Origin of the sequence: Bacillus sp. BB51/4, assembly GCF_008368845.1 — a bacterium.
In the GTDB taxonomy this organism is placed as follows: Bacteria; Bacillota; Bacilli; order Bacillales; family Bacillaceae_G; genus Bacillus_A; species Bacillus_A wiedmannii.
This window is the reverse complement of the sequence record NZ_QOSC01000012.1, coordinates 32,794-54,988: the sequence shown is the minus strand read 5'-3', so window position 1 is coordinate 54,988 and position 22,195 is coordinate 32,794. Positions and strand designations below refer to the sequence as shown.

Below are 22,195 nucleotides of genomic sequence, written 5' to 3'. Positions count from 1 at the left end.
TCAAAAGAAAAGTTTTTTCTTATATAACATGATTATTATTTTCCCGCCAAACTTCCCTAAATTTTATATAACAAGCAATTCTCCACGGAATGATATACGATACTGCAACAACATAAAATAATAAACCAATCATTTGTTTATCTAAATCTACAATATATTGCCTTGAACCATACCTTAAAATAACCAGTAGAATGAAAGTAATTAAAAAAGCTACACTTTTTTTCGTATAAATATTCCCATCATCTCTTCTTTCATAATTTGTTAAAACTATAAGTGGTGCGGCGAGAAGAATTCCAATCGATACTGCTATAACTACTTGTAATATAGCTGGATGTACGGGATCAAAAAACCATAAAACACCCGGTGTTAAAAATAATAATGGCCACAAAATACGTATCCCTGTTCCCTTTATAGGTTTATACATAGATCAATAACGACGCCAGAATATTAGTAGTGCAATGCATAAGAAAACTGTAATGAGTGAAGATGTGTCTCCCATTTTCTATCCTTCTCTCTATAGTAATCTAATACTATTTTAAATCGTTTATTCGAATGATACTTTTCGAATAAATATACTACTAGTTATGATATAAAGCACAGTTAATCCAATTGAAATAACAGTAAAATATGGAATATCTACTGAGGATACATCACTCGTAAATAATAAACTGGTTACTCCCGCCTCTCCATAAAGCACACTATTTGTTGATAAGAACAGTGTTCCACCAATCATAAGACCAATCCACTTAAATCGTTGCTTAAAAACTACTACCACTTGAAAGAAACATGCTGTTGTAACATAAAATAAAAATTGCAAAATAAATTGTTGTATCGATTGCTCCCCAAAATTAACATTTACTACGTTATATTTTAAATCTTGCAGAAGCATAACTTGAAGAAATGAAAATAATGCAGATTGAAGTACAATGTAACAAATTGCTCCGATAAAATATTGTATTCTCGTAACACCGAATGAAATAGCTAAACGAAATAGCTCATCTTGTATGATGAAAACACTCCCTACTATAAATAACATAATTGCTATTGAAGGGTTATTTATAATTTCAGGTAAATAACCAATGTTTGCTCCATATAAATGAGCAGCATTTAAAGCCCCTTTTATTAATAAAGCTACCATCCAGAATATTAAAATTGCTTTATAATGAAAATTTATATGTAACTTCAACTGCTTCATTAACATTGTCATTTCACTTCACCACCAGTTATGTGAATAAATAGTTTTTGTAATGTAATTCTATCAATTACTAAACCTTCTTTTTCAAGAGAGGAATAATCTTCATTAGAAAGCTCTTCCCATATAACAGTAATGCCTTTATTTCCATAGACTTCTCGATTTATTACTTTCTTATTGATTGCAAACTTATCTACTTTATCTTTTTTTCCTGAAATAATATGAGCTTGTTGTAATAAATCTGCCACTGATGATTGAACAACTAGTTTTCCTTCTTTTATAATGATTACTTCTTCAATCACATGGGTTACTTCTTCTACTAAATGTGTTGATAATATAATTGTTCGTGGATATTCACCGTAATCCTCTAGTAGTAAACTATAAAATAATTCTCGATGTGCTGCGTCTAAACCAGTAGTCGGTTCATCAAAAATGGTAATTGGTGCCCTACTTGCTAACCCTTGAATAATTCCAACGACTGTTTGCATGCCGTGTGATAGTTTATGGTATTTTACTGTCATATTAAGTTGGAATTTATCGGCAAGTTCTTCTGCGTACTTTCCATCCCAGTTTTTATAAAACATGCTGCACATCTTAAAGATTTCTTTTACTTTATAACTTAAATGTGCTTCTTCTTTCACTCTAACAAAACAAATATTTTGCATCGCTTTACTATTTTCAAAAACATGTTCCCCAAATATTGATATACTACCACTACTTGAAATAATTTGGCCTGCAAGTAAATTTAATAATGTCGTTTTTCCCGCTCCGTTTCTACCGAGCAAACCATATATTTTATGTTCTTCTAATGCAATCGTTATTTCATTTACCGCTACTGTCTTTTTATATTTTTTCGTTACATCTTTCGTTTCAAGAGCAATCATGCCTATTTCCCTCCTTCGTAATTTTTTGAATCATATCCATCAATTCGTCTTTAGATATTTCTAACACCTTTGCTTCTTCCCATACTTTAGGTAAATATTCGGTCATAAAAGTATTTTGTCTTTTTTTAAGTACGACTTCTTTTGCTCCCTTTGCAACAAACATCCCGATCCCTCTCTTTTTATATAAAATCCCTTCATCCACTAATACATTTACCCCTTTAGCTGCAGTAGCTGGATTTATTTGTAACATCTTCGCAAATTGATTTGTTGATGGTACTTGTTCTTCTTCAAGTAATATGTCTTTTAAAATATCAGATTCAATCGTTTCTGCAATTTGCAAGTATATTAATTTATTTTGCTCCAGAGTAGGTTTCACAATTTCACCACCTTAGGTTCATAGGTTAATTACTTATGTAATTAACCATACCACACGAAAATATTTATTTCCATATATTTCTTTCACAAAAAAAGAGTCATCCATTTAAGAATGACTCTCTTTCTAAAATTTTAAAGTTTCAACTCTAATTCTCAAATTTTTTTCATTTATACCATTTTGACAAAAATTAAATTGTTGTCCCTTTATAAATTTTGTACGATCTACTACTTTCCCTAAATGATAACTTGTATGCTCTACTAAATGTAATAAACTATGAAGGTCCATATACTTTTTTTCCCATGCTTGTATATATGCTTTTCCCCATTCATCAAATACTTCTTCAACGTACTGTAGCAAAACTTCAGAACTTTGTTGTTTTACTGGAAAATACTCCTCGATTCCCTTTTCAAAAACTATATTTGGATCTTTATAACGACTAGTATTTCTCTGTATATGTTCACAAATATGTAGTACGATTCCACCAATTGAGTTAACAGAAGCTCCTTCTTTCCACAATTCATCTTCACTAACGAACCTAATTGCTTGTACTAACTTATGTAAATAATGATCCTTCATTCTATGATAAGTAATTTTGTATACTAACTCCACCTTTTCTCCTCCCATCATTTCAACTGCTGCACTGGATATTTAGTAAATAAAGATTTTCGAAACTCTTTATCATGTATAAGCATTATAATTTTTTCGTTATTATCATTAAGGAACTTTACTACTTTCTTTTTATTCCACATATCATTTTCTTTTGGAAAATCATCAAATTTTTCATACAGTATTGATAGTATTTCTTCTCTTTTTATCATAAATTTTTTATTTTCTACTTGAAAATCGTAACCTATTGCATTTGGTACTAAAACTGCTAGATACGTAATGTTAAAGAGAAAATTCTTCTCCATCGTATCCTTATTATCAAACCAATACGTCGCTACCATTTCTTCTGTAAGGGTTCCATTCCCTTTTGCACCATAGATCACCTTTATGCTTTCATTCTCTAAATTTATACTTTGAAATGTTTCGCCACCGGGTAAATGACTAACAACTGCAACCACATCTGAGTTATTACCAACGTATGTCCCAGCATATTTCTTAAAGTCACCAGGTTTCACATCAGATATTTCTTTTATTCTTTCTCCGCTAGAACAAGCAGTAATAAGTCAACTACCCCCACTGAGATGAAACGCTTCAGTCGCGGCTTGAGTTCGAACGCTAGGTCTTTTCGTCTATCGCTAGACAGTTGACGCTCTAGCATTCATGCCACCTTACGGTAACACCCCAAGTATGTTTTTGGTTGGTACTGGCAACGAACGATTTTGTTTTCCCACTTGCACCACCCTTTCGAAAAAGAGCAGTTCTTCCTTGTGGAAGAAGCCACCACTCAGATGAGCCTGGCGTGTGCTACAAGCCCCGACAAGTCGAGTACACATGGATGGTTGACGCACCCACTAAGCTATGCGCGAAGCAACAGCCTTACGTTTTTGCACTTCTAATAGAATCGGTGTTTTCACTTTGAGGTTGTCATCCAATTGTACAACTTTTGATTTTTGCAATGTATTCAATGCACCATTAATATCTGCATGGATACATGTTCCTGCTTTACTTTGGTACAGACCACGAGTCATTCGTTTGCCACTAAAGCGATAACGGGTCCTATCATCCTTAGACCAAACTGGAACCGGATCTTTATCCAGAAAACTAGCTTTTGAAGTATAGCTTTCTTCTTGTTTAAAAAATCGTATACCTTCTTTTATACATTTATTCTCAATTGCTACAATCAGTTTATGAAACGGGATTTGAACAAACTTTTGATTATTCTTTTTCCCCATATCAGATTTTTGTTTCCAACCAACGTTATAGCCTACGACAATCGTATCTATGCCAAATGCTTTCACTTTTTTGAACAGCAGACCTACCGTTTGTGAAATGTAACCATTTATTTGTCGTTCTCGTTTATGCCAAAGTGCAGCCATTTTATTCGTTACAACTCGTTTTGAAATTCCGTTTTCAATATTCTTCTGCTGGAGATTACATATCATTTTGTTGAAATATTGGTTTATGGATTTTAATTTTTTCCCATCAATTAAGAATGTATCACCTGTATTGGTTACGCAACTTACTAATCTATCTACACCTAAATCGCAACTCAAAGCGTTACTCGTAGTCGTGGGTTGTTTCTTCATTTGTGAAACGTGCATTTCATATGTGTAATGCACCTCAAAGAACCGACCTTTTTGCTTCGGTACAATCTCAATGTAGGCGATTTTTTTATTTCTTAAGTTTTTTGGCATACGTATTTTAATGGAACCAAATTTTTTTCTGAATGCAACATTCATCGGAATGATCCAATACCCGTTATCATCCACTTTTGGCACTTGATAGATTTCAACGATACGTTTGTCAGTCGAACGAGAATAATTTGGAAACTTAGGACGACCTGTGAACTTCTCGGGATTGTTCTTCCACTTTTCCAATGCCTTAAAAAAGCTCTTCACTTCTGCATATAAGGCTCTACGAATAGCCTGCACAGAGTTTGATTGCACGCCCCAGTAGTTCATATCAGCTTGCATGGCGTTATCCACTTCTTTTACAGTAGCTATTTTATTATGATTCAAATAACTTTGTTTAATCGTGTACAACCCAACATTTCGCAATGCTTTTGAACTATGTGACATGCGTTGCAGTAAACGAAATTCTTTAGCCTTGAGACAAGCTCGTCCAATATTTTGTTTCTGCGTGAATCGTTGCATCGTTTCTCTTTTCTTTTGTTTACGTAATACTTTCACTGCTTTCTTTCTAGCCATTGTTTTCACCACCTTTCTTAGAGAGCTCATTAATTTTTTTCCTAAAATCGTGTTTTATCTTAGGAAATCTCGTTTCATAAAACAAGTACTAACACTTTTGTAACTATTAATTACTTTTGGCAAATCCATATTGGGAACGAAACAAAATGTAAACATAGTCTTCATCGCAATTCCTATTGGCTCAAATACAAAATGATTATGATTATCCAATTTCGGTGTCTTACGATCTATTCCCTCCTTACCTAAGAGCAGATTGTATCGTAAGACAAAAAGAAACTTCTGACGGCAATTCATCTCCACCTGAATTGTTGGGTTTCACCCGTAACACAAATCCGATGGAGTCTTCTTGCTGAAAAGGATAAAAAAATTGTTAGCATAACAACTACATTACGATGCATATATTTCATTTAGCATCCCCCACTTTTATTGATATTTCGTTCATTACAATACATCTTCTCAAAACCCTTTAAAATATACGCATTTTAATCAAAATTAAAAAATTTCAATTTTTCTGTTTACAATTATCCATTAATTGTATATAATTACTAACGTAAGAAAAATATTCTAAAAGGAGGTCGAAGGAAATGATGAAATTACAATTACATGCTTTAACTTTAGCGTTAACTGCACCTGTGTTTTCTGGACAATTAAATATGAATTCGACCAACCTAATGGAGAATTGAAAATCGTACATTATTTCGATTAATTCATAAATTCGCCACAGGAGGTCGTATACTTTCCTGTGGCTTTTTCACGCCCTGCCATAGGAGAACTATATCTTCCTGTGGCTTTTTTGTGCGATTTTTTAGCCTCCTACATCATTTTTTTAAGAAAGGAGCAACATTCGATGACTATTAGCGTATTGTTTTTAAGTATTACGATTCAAAGAAATAAAATTTCTAAAGATGAAATGTTTCATAATGAGCAAATTGAAAAAGCTATGAATGATGTTAAGGAGCGCCAAGCACTTTATTGTGATCACATGTAATTCCTTTTCGAAAGGAGGAATTCATTTATGACTTTTCATATTTTCTTTTTTACGACTGTACTTCAGAAAAATACTTTAACTGAAGCTGAGATCAATCGTAAACAACAATTAAAACAACTGACTGATAAAATGACTGACATTAAAAGTTCATATTATACGCATATGTATTAAAAATATATTTTTAAGGAGCAATTCCCTAATGAAATTTAAAGCATTCTTTTTAACCATTACGATTCAAAAACGTAAACTTTCACAGAAAGAAATTTCACGTGAGCAACACATTCAATCTATTATGGACGAAGTGAAAGATCGTCAAGCCTCTTATTACAACAGCCGTCTGTTTTAAATAACTTTTAAAGGAGCAATTCCCTAATGAAATTTAAAGCATTCTTTTTAACTATCACCATTCAAAAACGTAAGCTTTCACAGAGAGATATTTTACGTGAGCAACACATTCAATCTATTATGGACGAAGTGAAAGATCGTCAAGCTTCTTATTACAGCCGTCTTTTCTAAATAACTTTTAAAGGGGTAAAAACAAATGAAATTTAAAGTATTCTTTTTAACCATTACGATTCAAAAAACTAAGTTCTCCGACAGTGAAATATTGCATGATTATCAAATTAATAAAGCTATGGAAGATGTAAAAGAACGCCAAAGTCACTACTGTAGCCATCTATAATTCCTTTCGAAAGGAGGAATGTATTATGAAGTTTCACCTTTTCTTTTTAACAATTACAATTCAGAAAAAAAACTATTCTGAAGCTGAATTAAAACAAGAACAACAATATAAACAGGTTATAGACGAAATTCGAGATCGTAGAAGCAAATACTACTCTCACCTATAATCCTTTAAAAATATAAAACTTGAAAGGGGTCGATTATGATGTTGCTAGCACGCTGTAAGGAAATGATTTGGATAGTTCAGAGGGATTCCACATAGTTTTATTGAGGCTATATCATACAAGTTTACCGTTATATTTGATATGTAATAAATATATAATAAAAGTTTATGCATACACTTTTTTTCATTGATTAACAAACAAAAGATACACCACTTAAAAAGCGGTGTATCTTTCCCAACTTATACTATTTTCGATTACTTCGTTTCGTCTTAAACAATCTCACTAAGTTCGATACAACTGTTTTTGTTACTGCATAAACTGGTACTGCCAAAATCATTCCGATAATTCCCGCAAAGTTACCTACCCCTAAAATTAAAATAATAATTGTTAACGGATGGATATTTAATTTTGAACTCATAATACGCGGTGAAATGATGTTACTTTCAAACTGTTGTACAATTGTTACGATAATAATTACGTACAACGCTTGCATCGGAGATACGAACAGACCTACAATAACAGCTGGTGCTGCACCGATAAATGGACCTAGGTTAGGAATGATATTTGTAAATGCTGCTATAATTCCTAAAACGAAAGCGTACGGTAAATCGATAATTAAATAACCGATAAAAGTAAAAGCACCTACAAATATACAAACGAGCGCTTGCCCTTGAATATATGCAGATAATGTTTCGTTCGTTTCCTTAATGATACGAAGTCCTTCTTCACGGTAAGACTCAGGTAATAGACTAACTGCTTTCCCTGGAAACGCATGTCCATCTTTAAACATATAAAATAAAATAAACGGTACTGTGAAGATAACTAATGCAACGTTTGTGATAATACCAAATAAAGCCGTTGCACTCGACGTAATCGTGTTTGGTATATCCTTTAAATATTCAATCGCGTTTTTCTCAATTGTTTCAATGGAAACGTAGTTTTGTGTAGATAACCATTCAAATAATCTGTGATGGGATAAATCTTGTATGTATAGTTTTCCCTCTTTAATATAACCGGGCATATTTTTTACTAAATCCATTAACTGTTGCGAGATCGTTGGAACAACTACCCCAACTCCAACTGCAGTTAATGTTATAATAAAAAGATATAACAGTAAAATCGCTAAATTTCTAGGTACTTTTTTATTCTCCAAAAAGACTAACAATGGGTTAAATATGAAGTATAAAAATAACGCGATTAAGATTGGGAAAAACAATGTTGATATGAAGATACCAATCGGTTGAAATAGAAACGATATTTTTGTGCAAATAAATATGATCGCTACAACCATTAGCACTTCTAATGTCCAAAAGTGCACTTTCGATTTCAAAAAAACGTCCTCCTTTAAACTAGCACTTCTCTTCATTGTACCAAAATAAGCAAGAATTTCACATAATATTTTCCTTTACAATATTCCAAAATACCAATAAATACACTACAATGAGATTACATACAAATTTGCAGGTAAAGGTGATAAAAATGACACAATGCATCATATGCAGAAAAGATACGAAAGAACTTAGTGAACAATATGTCATCCCCGAAATATTATGTGGATATTATTTCACAAACTCAATTTGTGATACTTGCCATGAACAAATGACAACAAATATTGATCGTCCCTTAATTCGGCATAAATTAAGTCAATTTAAGATTGAGCAAATGAAAAAACAAATTGATTCCCCGCTCTATACGAATGAACATGGTGAGGAACTTGCGGCTGCTGAGACAGATGTTGTTGAAGTAAGTGATGAAATACTTTATTCCAATGCATTAATTATGAAACTATGTAAAAAGCACGATATTTCGCTACATAATGAAATTTGGAAAGAAGAACGTGTAACGAAAGTAGCTAGCTCTATTCAACGTGAATTACTTTTAGATAACCGTAAATACAAAATGAGTGTATTAAAAACAGCTTATACTTTCGCTGTCCAAGCTGTTGATGGCTATTTTGAAGATCCAGATGCGATTGTTATTTCTAACATTCTATCAAATGCCGATTTTATGGAATTAAAAGAAAAAAGTATAGTTCGCGATTTAAGTAAAAGTTCTTTATGGAATACATTAAATACAAATAGCGAGAACCATTACTTTATTTTATTAAGTGATAAAGATGGCCTGTTCTGTTTCATTCGTCTATTTGATATATTTGACGTTGTCGTTCATTTATCAGAAAAGAGGTATGAACTTTCATCTCCAATTGTCGGCGTAAATGATGTAAATAGGCAGGAATTTTATGTCCAAACTTTAAAACAGTATATGGATGGGCTATTTAAAGAAAAAAAACCTACTATTTAATCGAAATCAGAACATACGGTCTCCTTTCTTGATGAAAAGACACTGTGTTATAATAAGTATGAAAAGAACAATACAATCACATAAACCAATTATTAATTGTAAATAAATAAAAAAGACCAGTGTGCGGCTACACACTAGTCCACGTAACTTAGCAGATTGGATTGTTCATTTATCCTATTTGTTTCTTACAAACAAAACAACCCACATTCTATTGGCATAGGTGGGTTGTTATTTTTTGAGCTTGTCTATTAAAACGACGACGAACGTTAACAATGCAACGAGAAACAGTCCACCCTGCAGTAGCAACGCTATTTCACTCACGTATTATCACCCCCCTCCTATTTGGAGAAGTGATAATTGAACAACCAACCGTACCTTAAGTTACTATTTAATTTTACCATATTTTCTAATAGTTTACGACGAAAACCCGCAAGTGAAATACTTGCGAGTTTTTTTATCCCGTATTAACAGGCAGTAAACAAAATGAAACAAAACATAGGTGGAACTGCCTGTTAATGGCCGATTGGTTCAACTTTATTTCTCACTATTTTTTTAATGCATATGCATCAGCTATCATTTCACCAACAATTTTATTTTCTTGTTTCTTCTCGTCTTTCAATAAAGGAAATAACAGTTCTGCCACTTCATATGCCTCTTCTAAATGGGGGTATCCCGATAATACAAACGTATCAATTCCTAACGCTTCATATTCTTTTATTCTTTCTGCTACTGTATGCGGATCTCCAACAAGCGCAGTACCAGCACCACCTCTTACAAGCCCAATTCCAGCCCATAAGTTAGGACTTATCTCTAACGACTCTCTCGTTCCTTTATTTAAATGTGTCATTCGTTTTTGTCCAACTGAATCATATCTTGCAAATGTTTTTTGAGCGATCTCAATTGTTTCATTATCTACATATTGAATTAACCTTTCAGCCTCTTCCCATGCTTCTTCTTCTGTCTCTCTTACAATTACGTGTAGTCTAATACCAAATCGTACGTTACGCCCCTTCTCTTCCGCAAGTTTTTTTACTTCATCTATTTTCTCTTTCACTTGCTCTGGTGGCTCTCCCCAAGTTAAATATACATCACTATGTTCAGCTGCAACTTCTTTACCTGCAGCGGACGATCCGCCAAAATAAATTGGTGGATACGGTGTTTGAACCGGAGGAAATACAACTTTACTCTCCGTAACTTTAATATGTTTTCCTTCTAAAGAGATTGTTTCACCTTGTAATACTGACTTCCAAACCTTTAAAAATTCATCTGCAACTTCATATCTTTCATCATGTTCAAGATACAATCCATCACCTTGCAATTCAACAGGATCTCCTCCAGCAACTACATTAATAAGTAATCTCCCATCTGAAATTCTATCAAATGTAGATGCCATTCTCGCTGCAACTGTCGGTGACATTAACCCTGGTCTAACTGCTACTAAAAATTTTAATTTCTCTGTCTCAGCCGCAAGAGCTGATGCTAACACCCATGGATCTTCACAACCTTGACCAGTTGGAAGTAATACACCAGTATATCCTAAATAATCAGCTGCCTGTGCAACTTGCTTATAATAACCATATTCAGCTGCTCTTCCTCTTTTTGTCGTTCCTAAATATCGACCATCTCCATAAGCCGGAATAAACCATAATAATTCCATATCTTTACACACCCCTTATTTATTTTGAAACGTATACTAACATACTCTATATAAATTACCCCTAATAATTTACCCCGCTATTTGCGGGCAGTAAGATCCCGATTGGTGAGGGCTGATAATCAGTGGGGGATGTCCCCTACTGATTAAAGTTTCACTTTATATGTTAATTCCCTGTCTCTCCTTTAAAATTATCTCGCCATCTTAAAAACTTCACTTCTAGTAAACGTACGAGTGAATCAGAAAACTTTCCAACGAATGCAAAAATAATAATGCCGACAAATACGATATCTGTATTTGAAAATTGCCTTGCATCCATAATCATATAGCCGATACCTTCTGTAGACCCCATAAGTTCTGCTACTACTAAACTCACCCATGCAACTCCTAATGATAATCTTGCTCCGAGTAATAGGTTCGGCAATGCTGCTGGTAAAATTAATTTTGTAATTAATTTTCTTTTACTAAACTCTAACACTCTGGCAACATCGAATAACTTTGAATCTACACCTCGTATCCCTAAAAACGCGTTTACGTATAGAGGAAAAAATGCACCGTCCGCAATTAATAATACTTTCGATGTTTCTCCAAAACCGAACCATAATACGAAAAGTGGCGCAACAGCTAAATGAGGTACAGTTCTTAACATTTGTACAGATGGATCTAAATATTGCTCACTTCTCGTTGAAAATCCAACAATCGTTCCTAAAATAATTCCTAAACTCCCGCCGATAAAGAAACCAGCCGCAGCCCTAAATACACTGATACTTAAATGACCGAATAACTCTCCTCTTTTAATAAGTTCTTGAAAAGCTAGTAATATATCTAATGGCGTTGGTAAAACTGTTTTAGAAACTAAATCGAATACGCCGGCTAACTGCCAAATAATTAATACGATAATCGGTATAGTAATTGCTCTTACTAGCACTTTTGCATTCGTCTTTCGCACTTTCTTTACATTGTTTTTGCCAATCGTTATACTCGCCCTTTTCATAACAGCTTTCGTATTCTCCAATTTACAAAACCTCTTTTCATTTCGCCTTTAATGCTTTTTCTACGAAAGAATTATCTACAACTTTATCTGTTTTGATTTCTTTCTTTATAGAGCCGAGCTTATATTGAAAATCCGCTGTCTTTTGCTGTTCGGCTATTATTTCTTTCGTTACTGGAACTAAAATTGGTTTGTCGTGATCAAACACTTCTTTTACAATTTTTTCATCTATCTTCTTTGCAGAAGTATATATTTTTATCGCTTCATCTAAGTTTGACTCTTGCCATACACGTGCTTTTTCATAAACTTTAAGGAATTTCTCAACTAATTCTGGATGTTCCTTCGCAAATTTTGTTCTCGCAATTAAAAACTCTGGTGAAGAAACATTTAATAGTTCACCATCTGCAATAACCTTTGCCTCTTTATTTAACGTATGTAGTGAAATGAATGGATCCCAAATGGCCCATGCATCTACTGATCCGGATTCAAATGCCGGCTGCGCTTCATCTGGTTGCAGTTGAATGACATTTACATCTTTCGCATTTATACCTTCTTTTTCTAATGCTCGATATAATAAATTAAATGCGCTACTTCCTTTTGCTACTGCAATTTTCTTACCCTTTAAATCTTTTACACTCGTAATTTTACTATCTTTTTGTACAAGAATTCCTGTTCCTTTTCTTGCATAACTTGTATTAGCAATTTCGGTAAATTCAATACCAGCTGCTTGAGCTGAAATAACTGGGGAGTTCCCAACTTCACCAAAATCTAATCGATTTGATGCAATTGCTTCAAAATAAGGAGGACCGCTTTGGAACTCTGTCCACTTCACTTTAACACCTTCTTTTTTAAACTCTTCTTCAAACCATCCTTTTTTCTGTGCGAGTAATAGTGGACTTAATCCTTGCTGTATACCAATTTGTACCGTTACATCTTCCTTCTTACTACTTGCTGTGCTTTTTTCACATCCGAATAAAAATAAAGAAATAGATAAAGCAAAAGAAAGAACTTTGATTTTTTTATACATATGTACTCACTCTTTCCCTATATACTTGTTTGAATTAGTCCCCCGTGTTCAAACTGCTGTAATACTTTCTTTCGCATTTTTTGGAATGACTCCGAAGTTTTACTACGTGGATAAGGTAAATTATTTTCAATCACTTTATGTATTTTTCCAGGCTTTGCACTCATGATGACAATTCGGTTCGAAAGATATATTGCTTCGTCTATATCATGTGTAACGAATATCATTGTTGTCTTTTTTTGTTCCCAAATGTTGAGCAGTACTTCTTGCAAATGACTTCGGGTAAATGCATCCAGTGCTCCAAATGGTTCATCAAGCAATAATACATTTGGATCCCTTAGCAAAGCTCTCGCAATCGCAACACGTTGTGACATCCCGCCTGAAATTTCTTTTGGATATGATTTTTCAAAACCGTCTAATCGAACAATTTCAACCCATTCCTTTACCTTATCCTTTACATACTTATCTTTTAGCGACAAATCTGCAGCAATATTTTCTTCCACTGTTAGCCATGGAAACAATCGATGCTCTTGGAATATAAATCCTTGCTTCTTACTCGGTTTTGTTATATACTCCCCATCAATAATGATTTCTCCTTCAAAATCGCTGTCTAAACCTGCAATAATTTTTAATAATGTACTTTTTCCGCAACCACTTGAACCAATTACTGTAACAAAATCCCCTTTCTCTAATTGAAAATTAATATTCTCTAATACTTGCACAGTACCAGTTTGCTTCGAAAAATATTTTGATACCCCATCAATTGAAACAGTCACTTCTTCGCCTCCTTGAAATGATTCATCTAAATGAACAGATTCAGTATTTGTGCAATAAAAAAACCAAAGGCACTTTATCAATAGATAAAATGCCTTTGGTTTCTCCAATCAGCAATACGTAATGGAATTAAGTACATATTATACAAATTTTTCCGATAAGTCAACTGGGTTTTAATGAACGTTATTTACTTTTAAAAATAGTAACAGTTTCTGAAATGATTTTTGGAAGCGACTCTTGAATTGTATTTTTGACTGTATGAAGAGCTTTTTCTACATACCCGTCTTCAAAGTGTTCTAACGGCTCAGTTAATTCATCCTCATCCAATATATAAAATTCTCCACTTGGAAGTACCATAATATCAAGGATTAAATCTTCAAAGGATACCACTTGGTCCGTTATATATGTATTCTTAACAATATTAAAATAAGAACCTATATAACACCCCTCCTGATCTCTCCAAACGTATAAATTATATGGCCGATTTCCCCAGTAATATGCAACTGTATAACTTCCTTTCGGGATCGTTAACTTCGTATCGTTCGCTGCCATTGTAAAAGAATAATGTACTTCATGATATAAAATAATTTTGTCCTGCTGCGCTTCTATTAGTAAACAAGCATGATCTATGGTTGTACCATCATATCGGATTTTTCTTTCAATAATTTCAATGTCTGACGTACATAAGCAACTCATTTTTTTATTTCCCCTTTTATTTTAGTTCTTTCATTATATCCCTTTATATTTCCACTAAGAAAGCGTTCAGTCAATTTGTTTCTTGTTTTTAAAGATAAAATCCATATAATCTCATTTTCTACTACACAAAAAAGTCCCTTCTAAATTAGAAGGAACTCCAATAGCATTATTCATGTTTCAACTTCTCCGTAACCATATCATAAAATTTCCGTTCCTCATCAACATTTAAGTGAACACGACTTACTGTTTTAGAAGATCCATATAACAATTGTGCTTTCACTGGCTCTTTTAGCGTTATTTCAAATGTTGGGGGTTCCTTTATAAATTCCATCACAGTTGCGTCAAGAACCTCTTTCTCTTCTTCTTTCTTTAAAGGTTTGCCTTTATAAAACACAATTTTATCAATTTGTGTAAATGGTATAACAATTTTCTTTCCTAATCCGATTTGAATGATTATTTGTTCTTCTGTAATGATAATCAGATTTTTACGCATTGCTTGTATTTCAGCTAAAAAATATAACATTGCATATACGTTTAATATAAGTAAAATCCATGCTATTACTGGATTCCATTGATGAAGCAAATAATGAAAACCAATACTTTCTATTAAGGTTCCATGGATAATCATAATATATACACCTATTGCACCAGTCTTTTTGTGATATGAGTATACAGATTCACCTTCCTGTACTGTTGCACGCCACGATAAAAATGCATAATAGATTAACTTACACTCTGTTACAATGATATCTACTAATTTATTTCTTTTCATAGTAGCATCAAACGCTGCATCAATCGCATAAGAAAATGAAGAATATTCTCTTCTATATTCTTTATATCGTTTGATTGTTTCAGGAAGCACTTTAACGATTTTATAGAGAAGGAATAATTCTAGACCTACAAAGGCAATTTCTCCCGCAACTATAATATAAGAAACGTTTGAAAAAGCTTGTAAATAGTCACTTGGAATAATAAATCTCGCAAATATATATCCAGCTATTACGACAGGAAATATATACGTTAGCGAGTATCTTTTTCGAATAATAAAGAAATATGTAATAACCGGAATTACAAACATACAATCTAATAAAGAACCAAGCACTACTTCTTTCGGAGCGGCTGGTACAATCGGAAGGGCATACAATAAATAGTTTGATAACACGCTGAAAGATACGAGTCCAACCCAAATACCTTTTCGCCTTCGCGATAGTGAGTCATTCATACGTTCACTCCTCTATTTAAAAACCTCGTTTAAATGATCTTTATAAAATGTAATGGCACGTTCAAATTCTTTAACTTCTTCTACTTTTATAACCGTTTCAAGTAATAATTTCATCGCGGATTCATGATCGTTAACGTTATATTTTGCTAATGACAAAAATACTTTTATCACGGCATTATCCGGAAACTGCTGCAAACCTGTTTCTAAAACAGTAATTGCTTTGTCATACTCACCTATACAACGATATGTACTGCCAAGACCGATATATGCACCGCAAAGTGACTCCCCATCAAGACCATTTGCAATTGCCTGTTCATAATACGGCACAGCGTCTGTTTCAAGTCCCATTACATCATGTATCCAGGCACATTGAAAAAGCACTTCTGCATCCCGCGTAAAATTGGTTAACCCCATTAGTATCTCTCTAGATTGCGCATATTTCTTTTCATTTCTTAGTTTAATCGCTTGCTTTAATAAATGTTCCATAGAATCCACTCCTCACCAATTATTTTATGTATCCATCTTGAATGGTTAACGTTTGTGTAAAAGTAAAATTCCCATAAATTAAAGTTTCACTTACCTATATATACTATGCGGATTCACTCTTATCCAAATACTTAAAATTATAAAGCAGTAATGTGATTACATAGTACTTCTAACCTTTTGACAATTTCTTTCGCCGTTTCATCTTTCCCATTACATAACTTCCCTTTACCGTCCTGTCCAATTACGTAGTGCACCGCTCCACGTGAATATAAAGAATGTGGTGAATTTGCAATCATTACATTTGCCTTAGATTCTTTCATTCTATTTTTCGCTCTTTCAAACAATTCTTCTTCATTTACATCACTTTCAAGTTTAAAGCCAACGAGTACGGTTTCTGGATCCCACTCTTTTATTTGCTTTAATACTTTTGGAGCCTTTTGAAAATGAATAATTGGCGCTATATCACTTGAAATTTTCCCATTCATATTAAGAACATTACCATCTTGATCACAAATTTTGTCTACAACCCAATCTGATCCAGCCGCTGCCATAATGACCGCATCGACTTTTTCATGTGTAATTATACTTTTCATTTTATCTTGTAAATCAACAATTCCTTCAAATGGGTGTAATTCTAATTGATTGTTTACATCGTTCGGTTTCTCAGCGAAATAACCGTGTAAATATATAACATGTGCTCCTTTACTTATAAACTCTTCAGCGATTATTCTACCAATTGTCCCTTTTGCCATATTCGTATGACCACGCACTTGGTCCCATTTTTCTAAACAACCACCACTCGTAATTAATACCTTTTTCCCCTTCATTGTAACCATCCCTTACTGATTTTTCTTACGAAACCATTCTGTTCCAAAGTCAACTATATCTCGTTGCTTCATAAGACGGCACGTTGCATTTCCTATTTTTCCATTTGTTACAGTTCCTTTTCGCTCAAACTCTACACCGATTTCTACAAACTTATCAGAATCGTAATCCATATCAACAAACTCTTTCCATACTCTTGCACCATTCTCTATAATTGGTGCCCCTACTTTTATTAACTCACATGCACCAGTACGTACTTCAGATAAATGTACAGACGTATTGGAATCATATCCAACACCAATTAATAATATGTATCCATCTAAATCGTATATTTTTCTTAATGGAGATTCCTCTCCTAAACTCATTGATAGCGACTGATTCATCGTTATTTCTTCCGCATGTTTTCCCCATGCAGCAAAACTTCCTAATGGATGGTTGCTACGTACTACATTCGGATATGTACGAAAACATTCAACTACTTTTCCCATTGCCCTTGTTGGTGTTATATGTGGCTCAAACGCCGGGACGTTATCTCGAATAATTTGCCACCATTCTTCAGGTACAGGTGGTCTTGACCAATGTTTCGGATCAGATAAATCCGAAGATTGAGTTGGCATAATAATTGTTCCCTCTTCCGTAATAACTTTCATTAACGCCTCTACTACCGCAACGGCTCCGCCAGATACCCAGCCAATAGAACTGAGCGAAGAATGCACAATAACCGTCATTCCTTTTTCTAACCCTAATTCTCTTAAATCATTTGTAATTGTTTTGATTGTATTTGGCAATTGTGTACTTGCCACTATGTCATTCATTTTCACGATTGTTCCCCCATTTTTTAAAACTAATACATACATATATTATCATATTTTTCTTAATTTTTAACTTAATCATTTCTGTCACTACAAAAAAAAGGTTATATATTCACATGCATAATAATCAAATGACAATATATCGATCTCAAATAACAATAGCAGATAAATAAAAAAAACTTTATTCCCTTTTCTACTATTTGAACTAATTTGCTTAATTGCATACGTTTTTTTCAGTATGAAGAAAAATAAAAGTGATACGTCAAAACAATACAAACACTATATATAAACGAAAGAGCCCATCACAACTGATAAGCTCTTCCGTTTCATTTACCCTTCAATTGTAACCCCTGTAAACATCGATAAGTTTCCCGTTATTTTCTCGCCTACACGTAAAAATAACCCTGCGGCTCTCCCGCTAATACAGTGTGAACCAATTAATAGTTTACCAGTATACGGACCATCCCATGTGTCAATTGTATAGTCAGGCATTTCTATGTATTGCTGATATATTTTCCGTTGTTCAAAGTAATACTCCGTTTTATCTTCAGCTAATAGTTCATCATGTTCGTATATAGATACCCCTCCGCCTTCACGGCCGTATAAAGGTTTAGAAACATATGATTCATTTCTTTCTATAAACGGTTTATTTGTAAAATATGTTGGTAAGAAGTAGTTCTGAATGATTTCTCGCTCTTCTTTCTCAAAGAAAACTCCCTCTTCGAACAGTTGCCAAATTAATGCGAGTACACTTTTATTTTGCATAAGAAAAGCAGCAGGTGGATTAATAATTTTCACTCTTCCTTGCGCTATATGATCTAAAAGCTGAAGTCCAATTCTTTTCCCATTTTTATCGGTATCTGAAACTAAATATTCAATTGGATATAGTCTATATAAATAATGGATTCGTTCACCATTTGGTGTATATATACCATCATCTGCAACGACGATATCTTGTATTCCTATATAGTCCGTTGATTGATCTAAGCAATAGCTTCTTAAAAATTGAACTGTTTGATGATCTTCATCGTGCCAATCATAACTAGTAAAATATATCGTCTCTTCAGGACCTATATTATAGTCATGTTTAATTTGTTCCCACGCCTGCACAATATGCTCTTCTATATGATTTGGGTGATTCACATCGTGATAACGGCATAATACTTCATTTGCGACAGACGGCTCTAAATAACCTGTAGGTGTGTCACAATTTACTTCTATTAACTTTATATCTTCACCATTTACGATAAAGTCAAACCTTGTAAAATATGAAAACAAACCAGTATGTTCCATTCTCGCAATTTCCCACGTTTCAGCTGGAAATCCTAGTTTTTGAAAATCTTCTGTCGTATTGACAATATATTGATACGTTTTATATAACACGTACATAACTTTCTCTGTCGCTTTTGAAATAGCAGTATAAGTTTTTACTGGCATACGATACATACCTGTTGCCATATATTGATTCCATTCTTCATTTTCTAATAGACTCGGCCATGTAAAACCATTCCGACCAGCCTCTTTCGCAAGTGAAAACCATACTTTCATATACTCTTTCTGCTCTTGTTCTGTATACATGATCCTATTATCCTTTCGTGTTATGATCCGGCTGGCGCTTTTGCGTTTCCAATTCCACTTGAACCAGAATTCACTTTCGGCGTTTGAGTAGTAGATGATTTCGGCGTATTTGTATCTGGTGTCACTTTATTTGAGGAATTGGGCTGTTGTTTGTTTAAATCTACTTTATTGGAAGAATTATTGTTGTTACTGTTAGTTCCACCGTAGTATCCTCCACCACCGCTGCCACCAGTTCTACTTTGGTCTTTTTCACGATATGGAATAATATTATTTGCATACGGTTTCTTCATTACATTGGGTTTTGCTGTATAATTCATATTTGAAGTTCTGCTTGCTAATAAATATCCTGCTACGAATGGCAGTATCGGTAAATGTGAGTTTTCATTATACGATGAAAACGATGGATTAATTTCCTTGCATAACTCATCATTTTCTACATTTTCATTGGTAGGAGTTTTATCATCACAATTTAAAGTTTCTTGTTCATTTCCTTGTTTTCCACCATCCGTTTTAACAGCAGTACTTTCTTGTTGAGCAGTATCTTCTTCATAATCGCCACATCCAGTTAATAAAAAAGATGATACCCCTATTGAAGTAGCAATTTTTATAAATTTACTTTTATCCATTCTCATGTGTTATACACCTAATTTCTTTTATCTATATTTTTCCAGATACCTTTATTATATAATGTAAATCTTACTTTTTTCAAACTATACCTTAGATGCACATTTGCATATTTTATACTTTTTATTCCATGAATAAAAACAAACTATCATTAGATTATAATTTTATTTATAGACTATAATAAATTGAAAGACGACCTAACATCCGGGTCGTCTTTCAATTGTTTTATTTTTATATATTAAACGTCTCAATAAAATCTCTAATGGTCCATTCAGATTGTTTTTCTCCATTATTGTAGCTAATATGACAGACAATATCCAAATACTTATAGCTATCAATGCAGCAAGAGCGTTACTTACATACCCACCTAAATCAAATGCTACAGGTGATAAAAGTATAACAAGCAGTGCCTCATTCAAAACAAAAAATGTTAATGAGCGCTTTCCCAAAGCAATTAATGAAAGGCTAAAGTACCCTAGATTTTTCAATCTACTCCCTATTATACCAAAACCCGTTGCATATGCTAACCCTCCAACAATTCCAGTTAAAATATGGATTCCATTTATCATTCCAGCTGTAAATACACTTGGATACCATATAGTCCCTATAAAAGATAGAGGCAAAGCACCTATTAAGGAAATTGCTAATCCTATAATTGTTATAAAATATAATTTTTTCAAATGTTGCTCTGGTTTTATTAATAACTGATATCTAGCAATCCACAAACCAAGAATTACAGAAGGAATAATCGGGAACATAAAATGGATGAGAACGGGTATAAGAGGAAAGAAAAGTAATCGTAACATTGTAGTACTAATATACGTGTCTTTTGCTGAAACATCTGGTGAAAAACCGTAATCGCCTATTGCTTGCATATTAAATCCCCATATTATTGGAATAAAAATGATATACAATATAGTGATAATCGTAAATGTTCGAATTAATGTTTTCATTTTACACTTTAATAGCGGGCTAACAAGAAGCCCCGCTACACCATAGGCCATAAGAATATCTTGCCCTCCAATTAAGACTGCTAACACAATCCCAAACAGTATTAAATACGAAGAGCGTCTTCTTACTATTTTTACAGCATGATTTTCATTTTTCCCTTTTGATATTTGCCCTTCGAGTGCTAGAACCAAACCGTAGCCTAATAATACGGCAAACATCGCTCTTGCACGGTTATCAATTATGAATATACCAAAAAGGTTTACAATTTGATCAAAGAAACTTCCGCTTTCCACCCTATGCATAATTCCAGGATCTGCAGCATACAAGTAAAGCGGTGCATGGGCAAGTACGATTAATAGTAACATAGTACCCCTTGCTAAATCTAATGAGACTGCACGCTTCTTCTCAATTGCTCCATTATTTATTGATTTACTCATATTTTACTTCCTTCCTTAGCATCAACTAACCATTCCGACCTTTCTTGCGCTTTTGTAAAAAACTAACAAATAGTTGCTATTAAAATTAGAACAAATAAAGTGAAACTTTAAGCAATGGCAGTTTTGTTCATCACCCATTAATTATTATTCCGTACCAATTGGGCTTTTATGGGCTGCAGGGCTTCCACCTAGCTTCCTTACTCCAGCCGAATTTTGAGATGGGAGTCTTACTGCCCCCAAATAGCCGGATAAATGAAAAACAAACTAGTTCTTCAAATCCTATTCCGGATATTATATTCTAAGATGATTTTAATATGTTTTATTTTTAAAATACAAATGAAATCTTTCAATCCCCGGATATCTTTCTCCTAAACTTTTAACCTGAAAACCAATTTTTTTATAAAAGTCTACTGCCTCATTGTCTGTCTCTGCTTCTATATAAGTTAATTGAAGCATTTTTACTACTTCTTTTATCATTTGCAACGCAATTCCTTTATTACGATATTGTGGAGCGACTGCTATGTGACATATTCTCGCTTTATTTGCTCCGATTATTTCAATACCTATACAAGCCTCTTCTTCATATCTGTACAAAGTCCCTTTATTACTTTCATAATATAAAACTGCTTTCTTTAAGCTAGTTTCACTTGGCCCAACTGCATACTGTAACACATTTAAAATTGGATCTTTCTCAATTTGTTCCACGCGTTGCAAGTTCATTT

General features: G+C 33.6%; 28 protein-coding genes and 1 pseudogene. 7 read left to right on the top strand and 22 right to left on the bottom strand.

Going from position 1 to position 22,195, the window contains the following annotated elements:
• Positions 1 to 19 precede the first annotated feature (19 nt).
• From DN392_RS14885 to DN392_RS14850, 7 genes and pseudogenes are all read right to left on the bottom strand, one after another.
• Positions 20 to 499: pseudogene (locus DN392_RS14885) on the bottom strand (CcdC family protein).
• Between the two features lie 45 nt (positions 500 to 544).
• The gene (locus DN392_RS14880; RefSeq protein ID WP_048566207.1) at positions 545 to 1,207 is read right to left on the bottom strand and encodes a DUF4052 family protein; all 663 of its coding nucleotides are present in this window, start codon (positions 1,205 to 1,207) and stop codon (positions 545 to 547) included.
• Positions 1,204 to 2,076: an ABC transporter ATP-binding protein gene (locus tag DN392_RS14875; protein WP_048566206.1), complete on the bottom strand. Its 873-nt coding sequence runs from the start codon at positions 2,074 to 2,076 to the stop codon at positions 1,204 to 1,206. Before DN392_RS14875 ends, DN392_RS14880 begins: the two co-directional genes overlap by 4 nt.
• A complete protein-coding gene (locus tag DN392_RS14870; protein WP_048566205.1) occupies positions 2,063 to 2,452 on the bottom strand; it encodes a GntR family transcriptional regulator in 390 nt (129 codons plus the stop codon). The genes DN392_RS14875 and DN392_RS14870 overlap by 14 nt, the downstream gene beginning before the upstream one ends.
• A 123-nt stretch (positions 2,453 to 2,575) precedes the next feature.
• Positions 2,576 to 3,061 (bottom strand): DinB family protein, encoded by a 486-nt coding sequence (locus tag DN392_RS14865; RefSeq protein ID WP_088321439.1) that lies wholly within the window; start codon positions 3,059 to 3,061, stop codon positions 2,576 to 2,578.
• A gap of 14 nt (positions 3,062 to 3,075) precedes the next feature.
• Complete coding sequence (locus DN392_RS14860; protein WP_064057103.1) at positions 3,076 to 3,618, bottom strand: DUF4825 domain-containing protein; 543 nt, start codon at positions 3,616 to 3,618, stop codon at positions 3,076 to 3,078.
• Between the two features lie 291 nt (positions 3,619 to 3,909).
• Entirely contained in the window at positions 3,910 to 5,265 is a 1,356-nt protein-coding gene (locus tag DN392_RS14850) for an RNA-guided endonuclease TnpB family protein (RefSeq protein WP_088321440.1), read from the bottom strand.
• An 847-nt stretch (positions 5,266 to 6,112) separates the two neighbouring features.
• Between DN392_RS14850 and DN392_RS14845 the strand changes: the two genes are divergently transcribed.
• From DN392_RS14845 to DN392_RS14820, 6 genes are read left to right on the top strand one after another with little or no spacing between them, the layout of a single operon-like run.
• On the top strand, positions 6,113 to 6,253 hold the full coding sequence (locus DN392_RS14845; RefSeq protein ID WP_000156179.1) for a YrzI family small protein: 141 nt from the start codon (positions 6,113 to 6,115) through the stop codon (positions 6,251 to 6,253).
• 27 nt (positions 6,254 to 6,280) lie between these two features.
• The gene (locus DN392_RS14840) at positions 6,281 to 6,424 is read left to right on the top strand and encodes a YrzI family small protein (protein WP_087964454.1); all 144 of its coding nucleotides are present in this window, start codon (positions 6,281 to 6,283) and stop codon (positions 6,422 to 6,424) included.
• Positions 6,425 to 6,452: 28 nt separating this feature from the next.
• A complete protein-coding gene (locus tag DN392_RS14835; protein WP_088321441.1) occupies positions 6,453 to 6,599 on the top strand; it encodes a YrzI family small protein in 147 nt (48 codons plus the stop codon).
• Between the two features lie 26 nt (positions 6,600 to 6,625).
• The gene (locus DN392_RS14830; protein WP_088321442.1) at positions 6,626 to 6,769 is read left to right on the top strand and encodes a YrzI family small protein; all 144 of its coding nucleotides are present in this window, start codon (positions 6,626 to 6,628) and stop codon (positions 6,767 to 6,769) included.
• A gap of 25 nt (positions 6,770 to 6,794) precedes the next feature.
• On the top strand, positions 6,795 to 6,935 hold the full coding sequence (locus DN392_RS14825) for a YrzI family small protein (RefSeq protein WP_075307518.1): 141 nt from the start codon (positions 6,795 to 6,797) through the stop codon (positions 6,933 to 6,935).
• Between the two features lie 25 nt (positions 6,936 to 6,960).
• Entirely contained in the window at positions 6,961 to 7,101 is a 141-nt protein-coding gene (locus DN392_RS14820; protein ID WP_088321443.1) for a YrzI family small protein, read from the top strand.
• 241 nt (positions 7,102 to 7,342) lie between these two features.
• On the opposite strand, the gene DN392_RS14815 is transcribed toward DN392_RS14820, so the two are convergent.
• Positions 7,343 to 8,428, bottom strand: coding sequence for an AI-2E family transporter (locus tag DN392_RS14815; RefSeq protein WP_000837880.1), 1,086 nt, complete (start codon positions 8,426 to 8,428; stop codon positions 7,343 to 7,345).
• A gap of 149 nt (positions 8,429 to 8,577) precedes the next feature.
• Here DN392_RS14815 and DN392_RS14810 point away from each other — a divergent pair, with 149 nt between their 5' ends.
• Entirely contained in the window at positions 8,578 to 9,399 is an 822-nt protein-coding gene (locus DN392_RS14810) for an HNH endonuclease (protein ID WP_000189705.1), read from the top strand.
• 228 nt (positions 9,400 to 9,627) lie between these two features.
• Here DN392_RS14810 and DN392_RS30815 read toward each other — a convergent pair whose 3' ends face one another.
• The 14 genes from DN392_RS30815 to DN392_RS14745 form a co-directional block, all read right to left on the bottom strand.
• Positions 9,628 to 9,720: a putative holin-like toxin gene (locus tag DN392_RS30815; protein WP_001289320.1), complete on the bottom strand. Its 93-nt coding sequence runs from the start codon at positions 9,718 to 9,720 to the stop codon at positions 9,628 to 9,630.
• Between the two features lie 223 nt (positions 9,721 to 9,943).
• A complete protein-coding gene (ssuD, locus tag DN392_RS14805; RefSeq protein ID WP_064057101.1) occupies positions 9,944 to 11,056 on the bottom strand; it encodes an FMNH2-dependent alkanesulfonate monooxygenase in 1,113 nt (370 codons plus the stop codon).
• Between the two features lie 163 nt (positions 11,057 to 11,219).
• Positions 11,220 to 12,068 (bottom strand): ABC transporter permease, encoded by an 849-nt coding sequence (locus tag DN392_RS14800; protein WP_149238071.1) that lies wholly within the window; start codon positions 12,066 to 12,068, stop codon positions 11,220 to 11,222.
• A gap of 16 nt (positions 12,069 to 12,084) precedes the next feature.
• Positions 12,085 to 13,071 (bottom strand): aliphatic sulfonate ABC transporter substrate-binding protein, encoded by a 987-nt coding sequence (locus DN392_RS14795; protein WP_064057100.1) that lies wholly within the window; start codon positions 13,069 to 13,071, stop codon positions 12,085 to 12,087.
• 17 nt (positions 13,072 to 13,088) lie between these two features.
• Positions 13,089 to 13,844, bottom strand: coding sequence for an ABC transporter ATP-binding protein (locus DN392_RS14790; RefSeq protein WP_149238070.1), 756 nt, complete (start codon positions 13,842 to 13,844; stop codon positions 13,089 to 13,091).
• Positions 13,845 to 14,025: 181 nt separating this feature from the next.
• Positions 14,026 to 14,538, bottom strand: a complete 513-nt coding sequence (locus DN392_RS14785; RefSeq protein WP_088321446.1) for a ribonuclease FAU-1 family protein — start codon at positions 14,536 to 14,538, stop codon at positions 14,026 to 14,028.
• Between the two features lie 166 nt (positions 14,539 to 14,704).
• Positions 14,705 to 15,760: a hypothetical protein gene (locus DN392_RS14780; RefSeq protein ID WP_088321447.1), complete on the bottom strand. Its 1,056-nt coding sequence runs from the start codon at positions 15,758 to 15,760 to the stop codon at positions 14,705 to 14,707.
• Positions 15,761 to 15,772: 12 nt separating this feature from the next.
• Entirely contained in the window at positions 15,773 to 16,246 is a 474-nt protein-coding gene (locus DN392_RS14775) for a tetratricopeptide repeat protein (protein ID WP_048566191.1), read from the bottom strand.
• Between the two features lie 137 nt (positions 16,247 to 16,383).
• Complete coding sequence (locus tag DN392_RS14770; RefSeq protein ID WP_048566190.1) at positions 16,384 to 17,073, bottom strand: phosphopantothenoylcysteine decarboxylase domain-containing protein; 690 nt, start codon at positions 17,071 to 17,073, stop codon at positions 16,384 to 16,386.
• Positions 17,074 to 17,085: 12 nt separating this feature from the next.
• A complete protein-coding gene (gene aacC, locus DN392_RS14765; protein WP_131233603.1) occupies positions 17,086 to 17,886 on the bottom strand; it encodes a BA2930 family N-acetyltransferase in 801 nt (266 codons plus the stop codon).
• A 327-nt stretch (positions 17,887 to 18,213) separates the two neighbouring features.
• A complete protein-coding gene (locus tag DN392_RS14760; RefSeq protein WP_149238069.1) occupies positions 18,214 to 19,461 on the bottom strand; it encodes a glutathionylspermidine synthase family protein in 1,248 nt (415 codons plus the stop codon).
• Between the two features lie 20 nt (positions 19,462 to 19,481).
• The gene (locus DN392_RS14755; protein ID WP_088321449.1) at positions 19,482 to 20,093 is read right to left on the bottom strand and encodes a hypothetical protein; all 612 of its coding nucleotides are present in this window, start codon (positions 20,091 to 20,093) and stop codon (positions 19,482 to 19,484) included.
• Between the two features lie 189 nt (positions 20,094 to 20,282).
• Positions 20,283 to 21,473, bottom strand: coding sequence for a DUF418 domain-containing protein (locus DN392_RS14750; RefSeq protein ID WP_088321450.1), 1,191 nt, complete (start codon positions 21,471 to 21,473; stop codon positions 20,283 to 20,285).
• Between the two features lie 309 nt (positions 21,474 to 21,782).
• Positions 21,783 to 22,193 carry a GNAT family N-acetyltransferase gene (locus tag DN392_RS14745; RefSeq protein WP_033658840.1) on the bottom strand — a complete coding sequence of 137 codons (411 nt, stop codon included), beginning with the start codon at positions 22,191 to 22,193 and terminating at the stop codon, positions 21,783 to 21,785.
• Positions 22,194 to 22,195 lie beyond the last annotated feature (2 nt).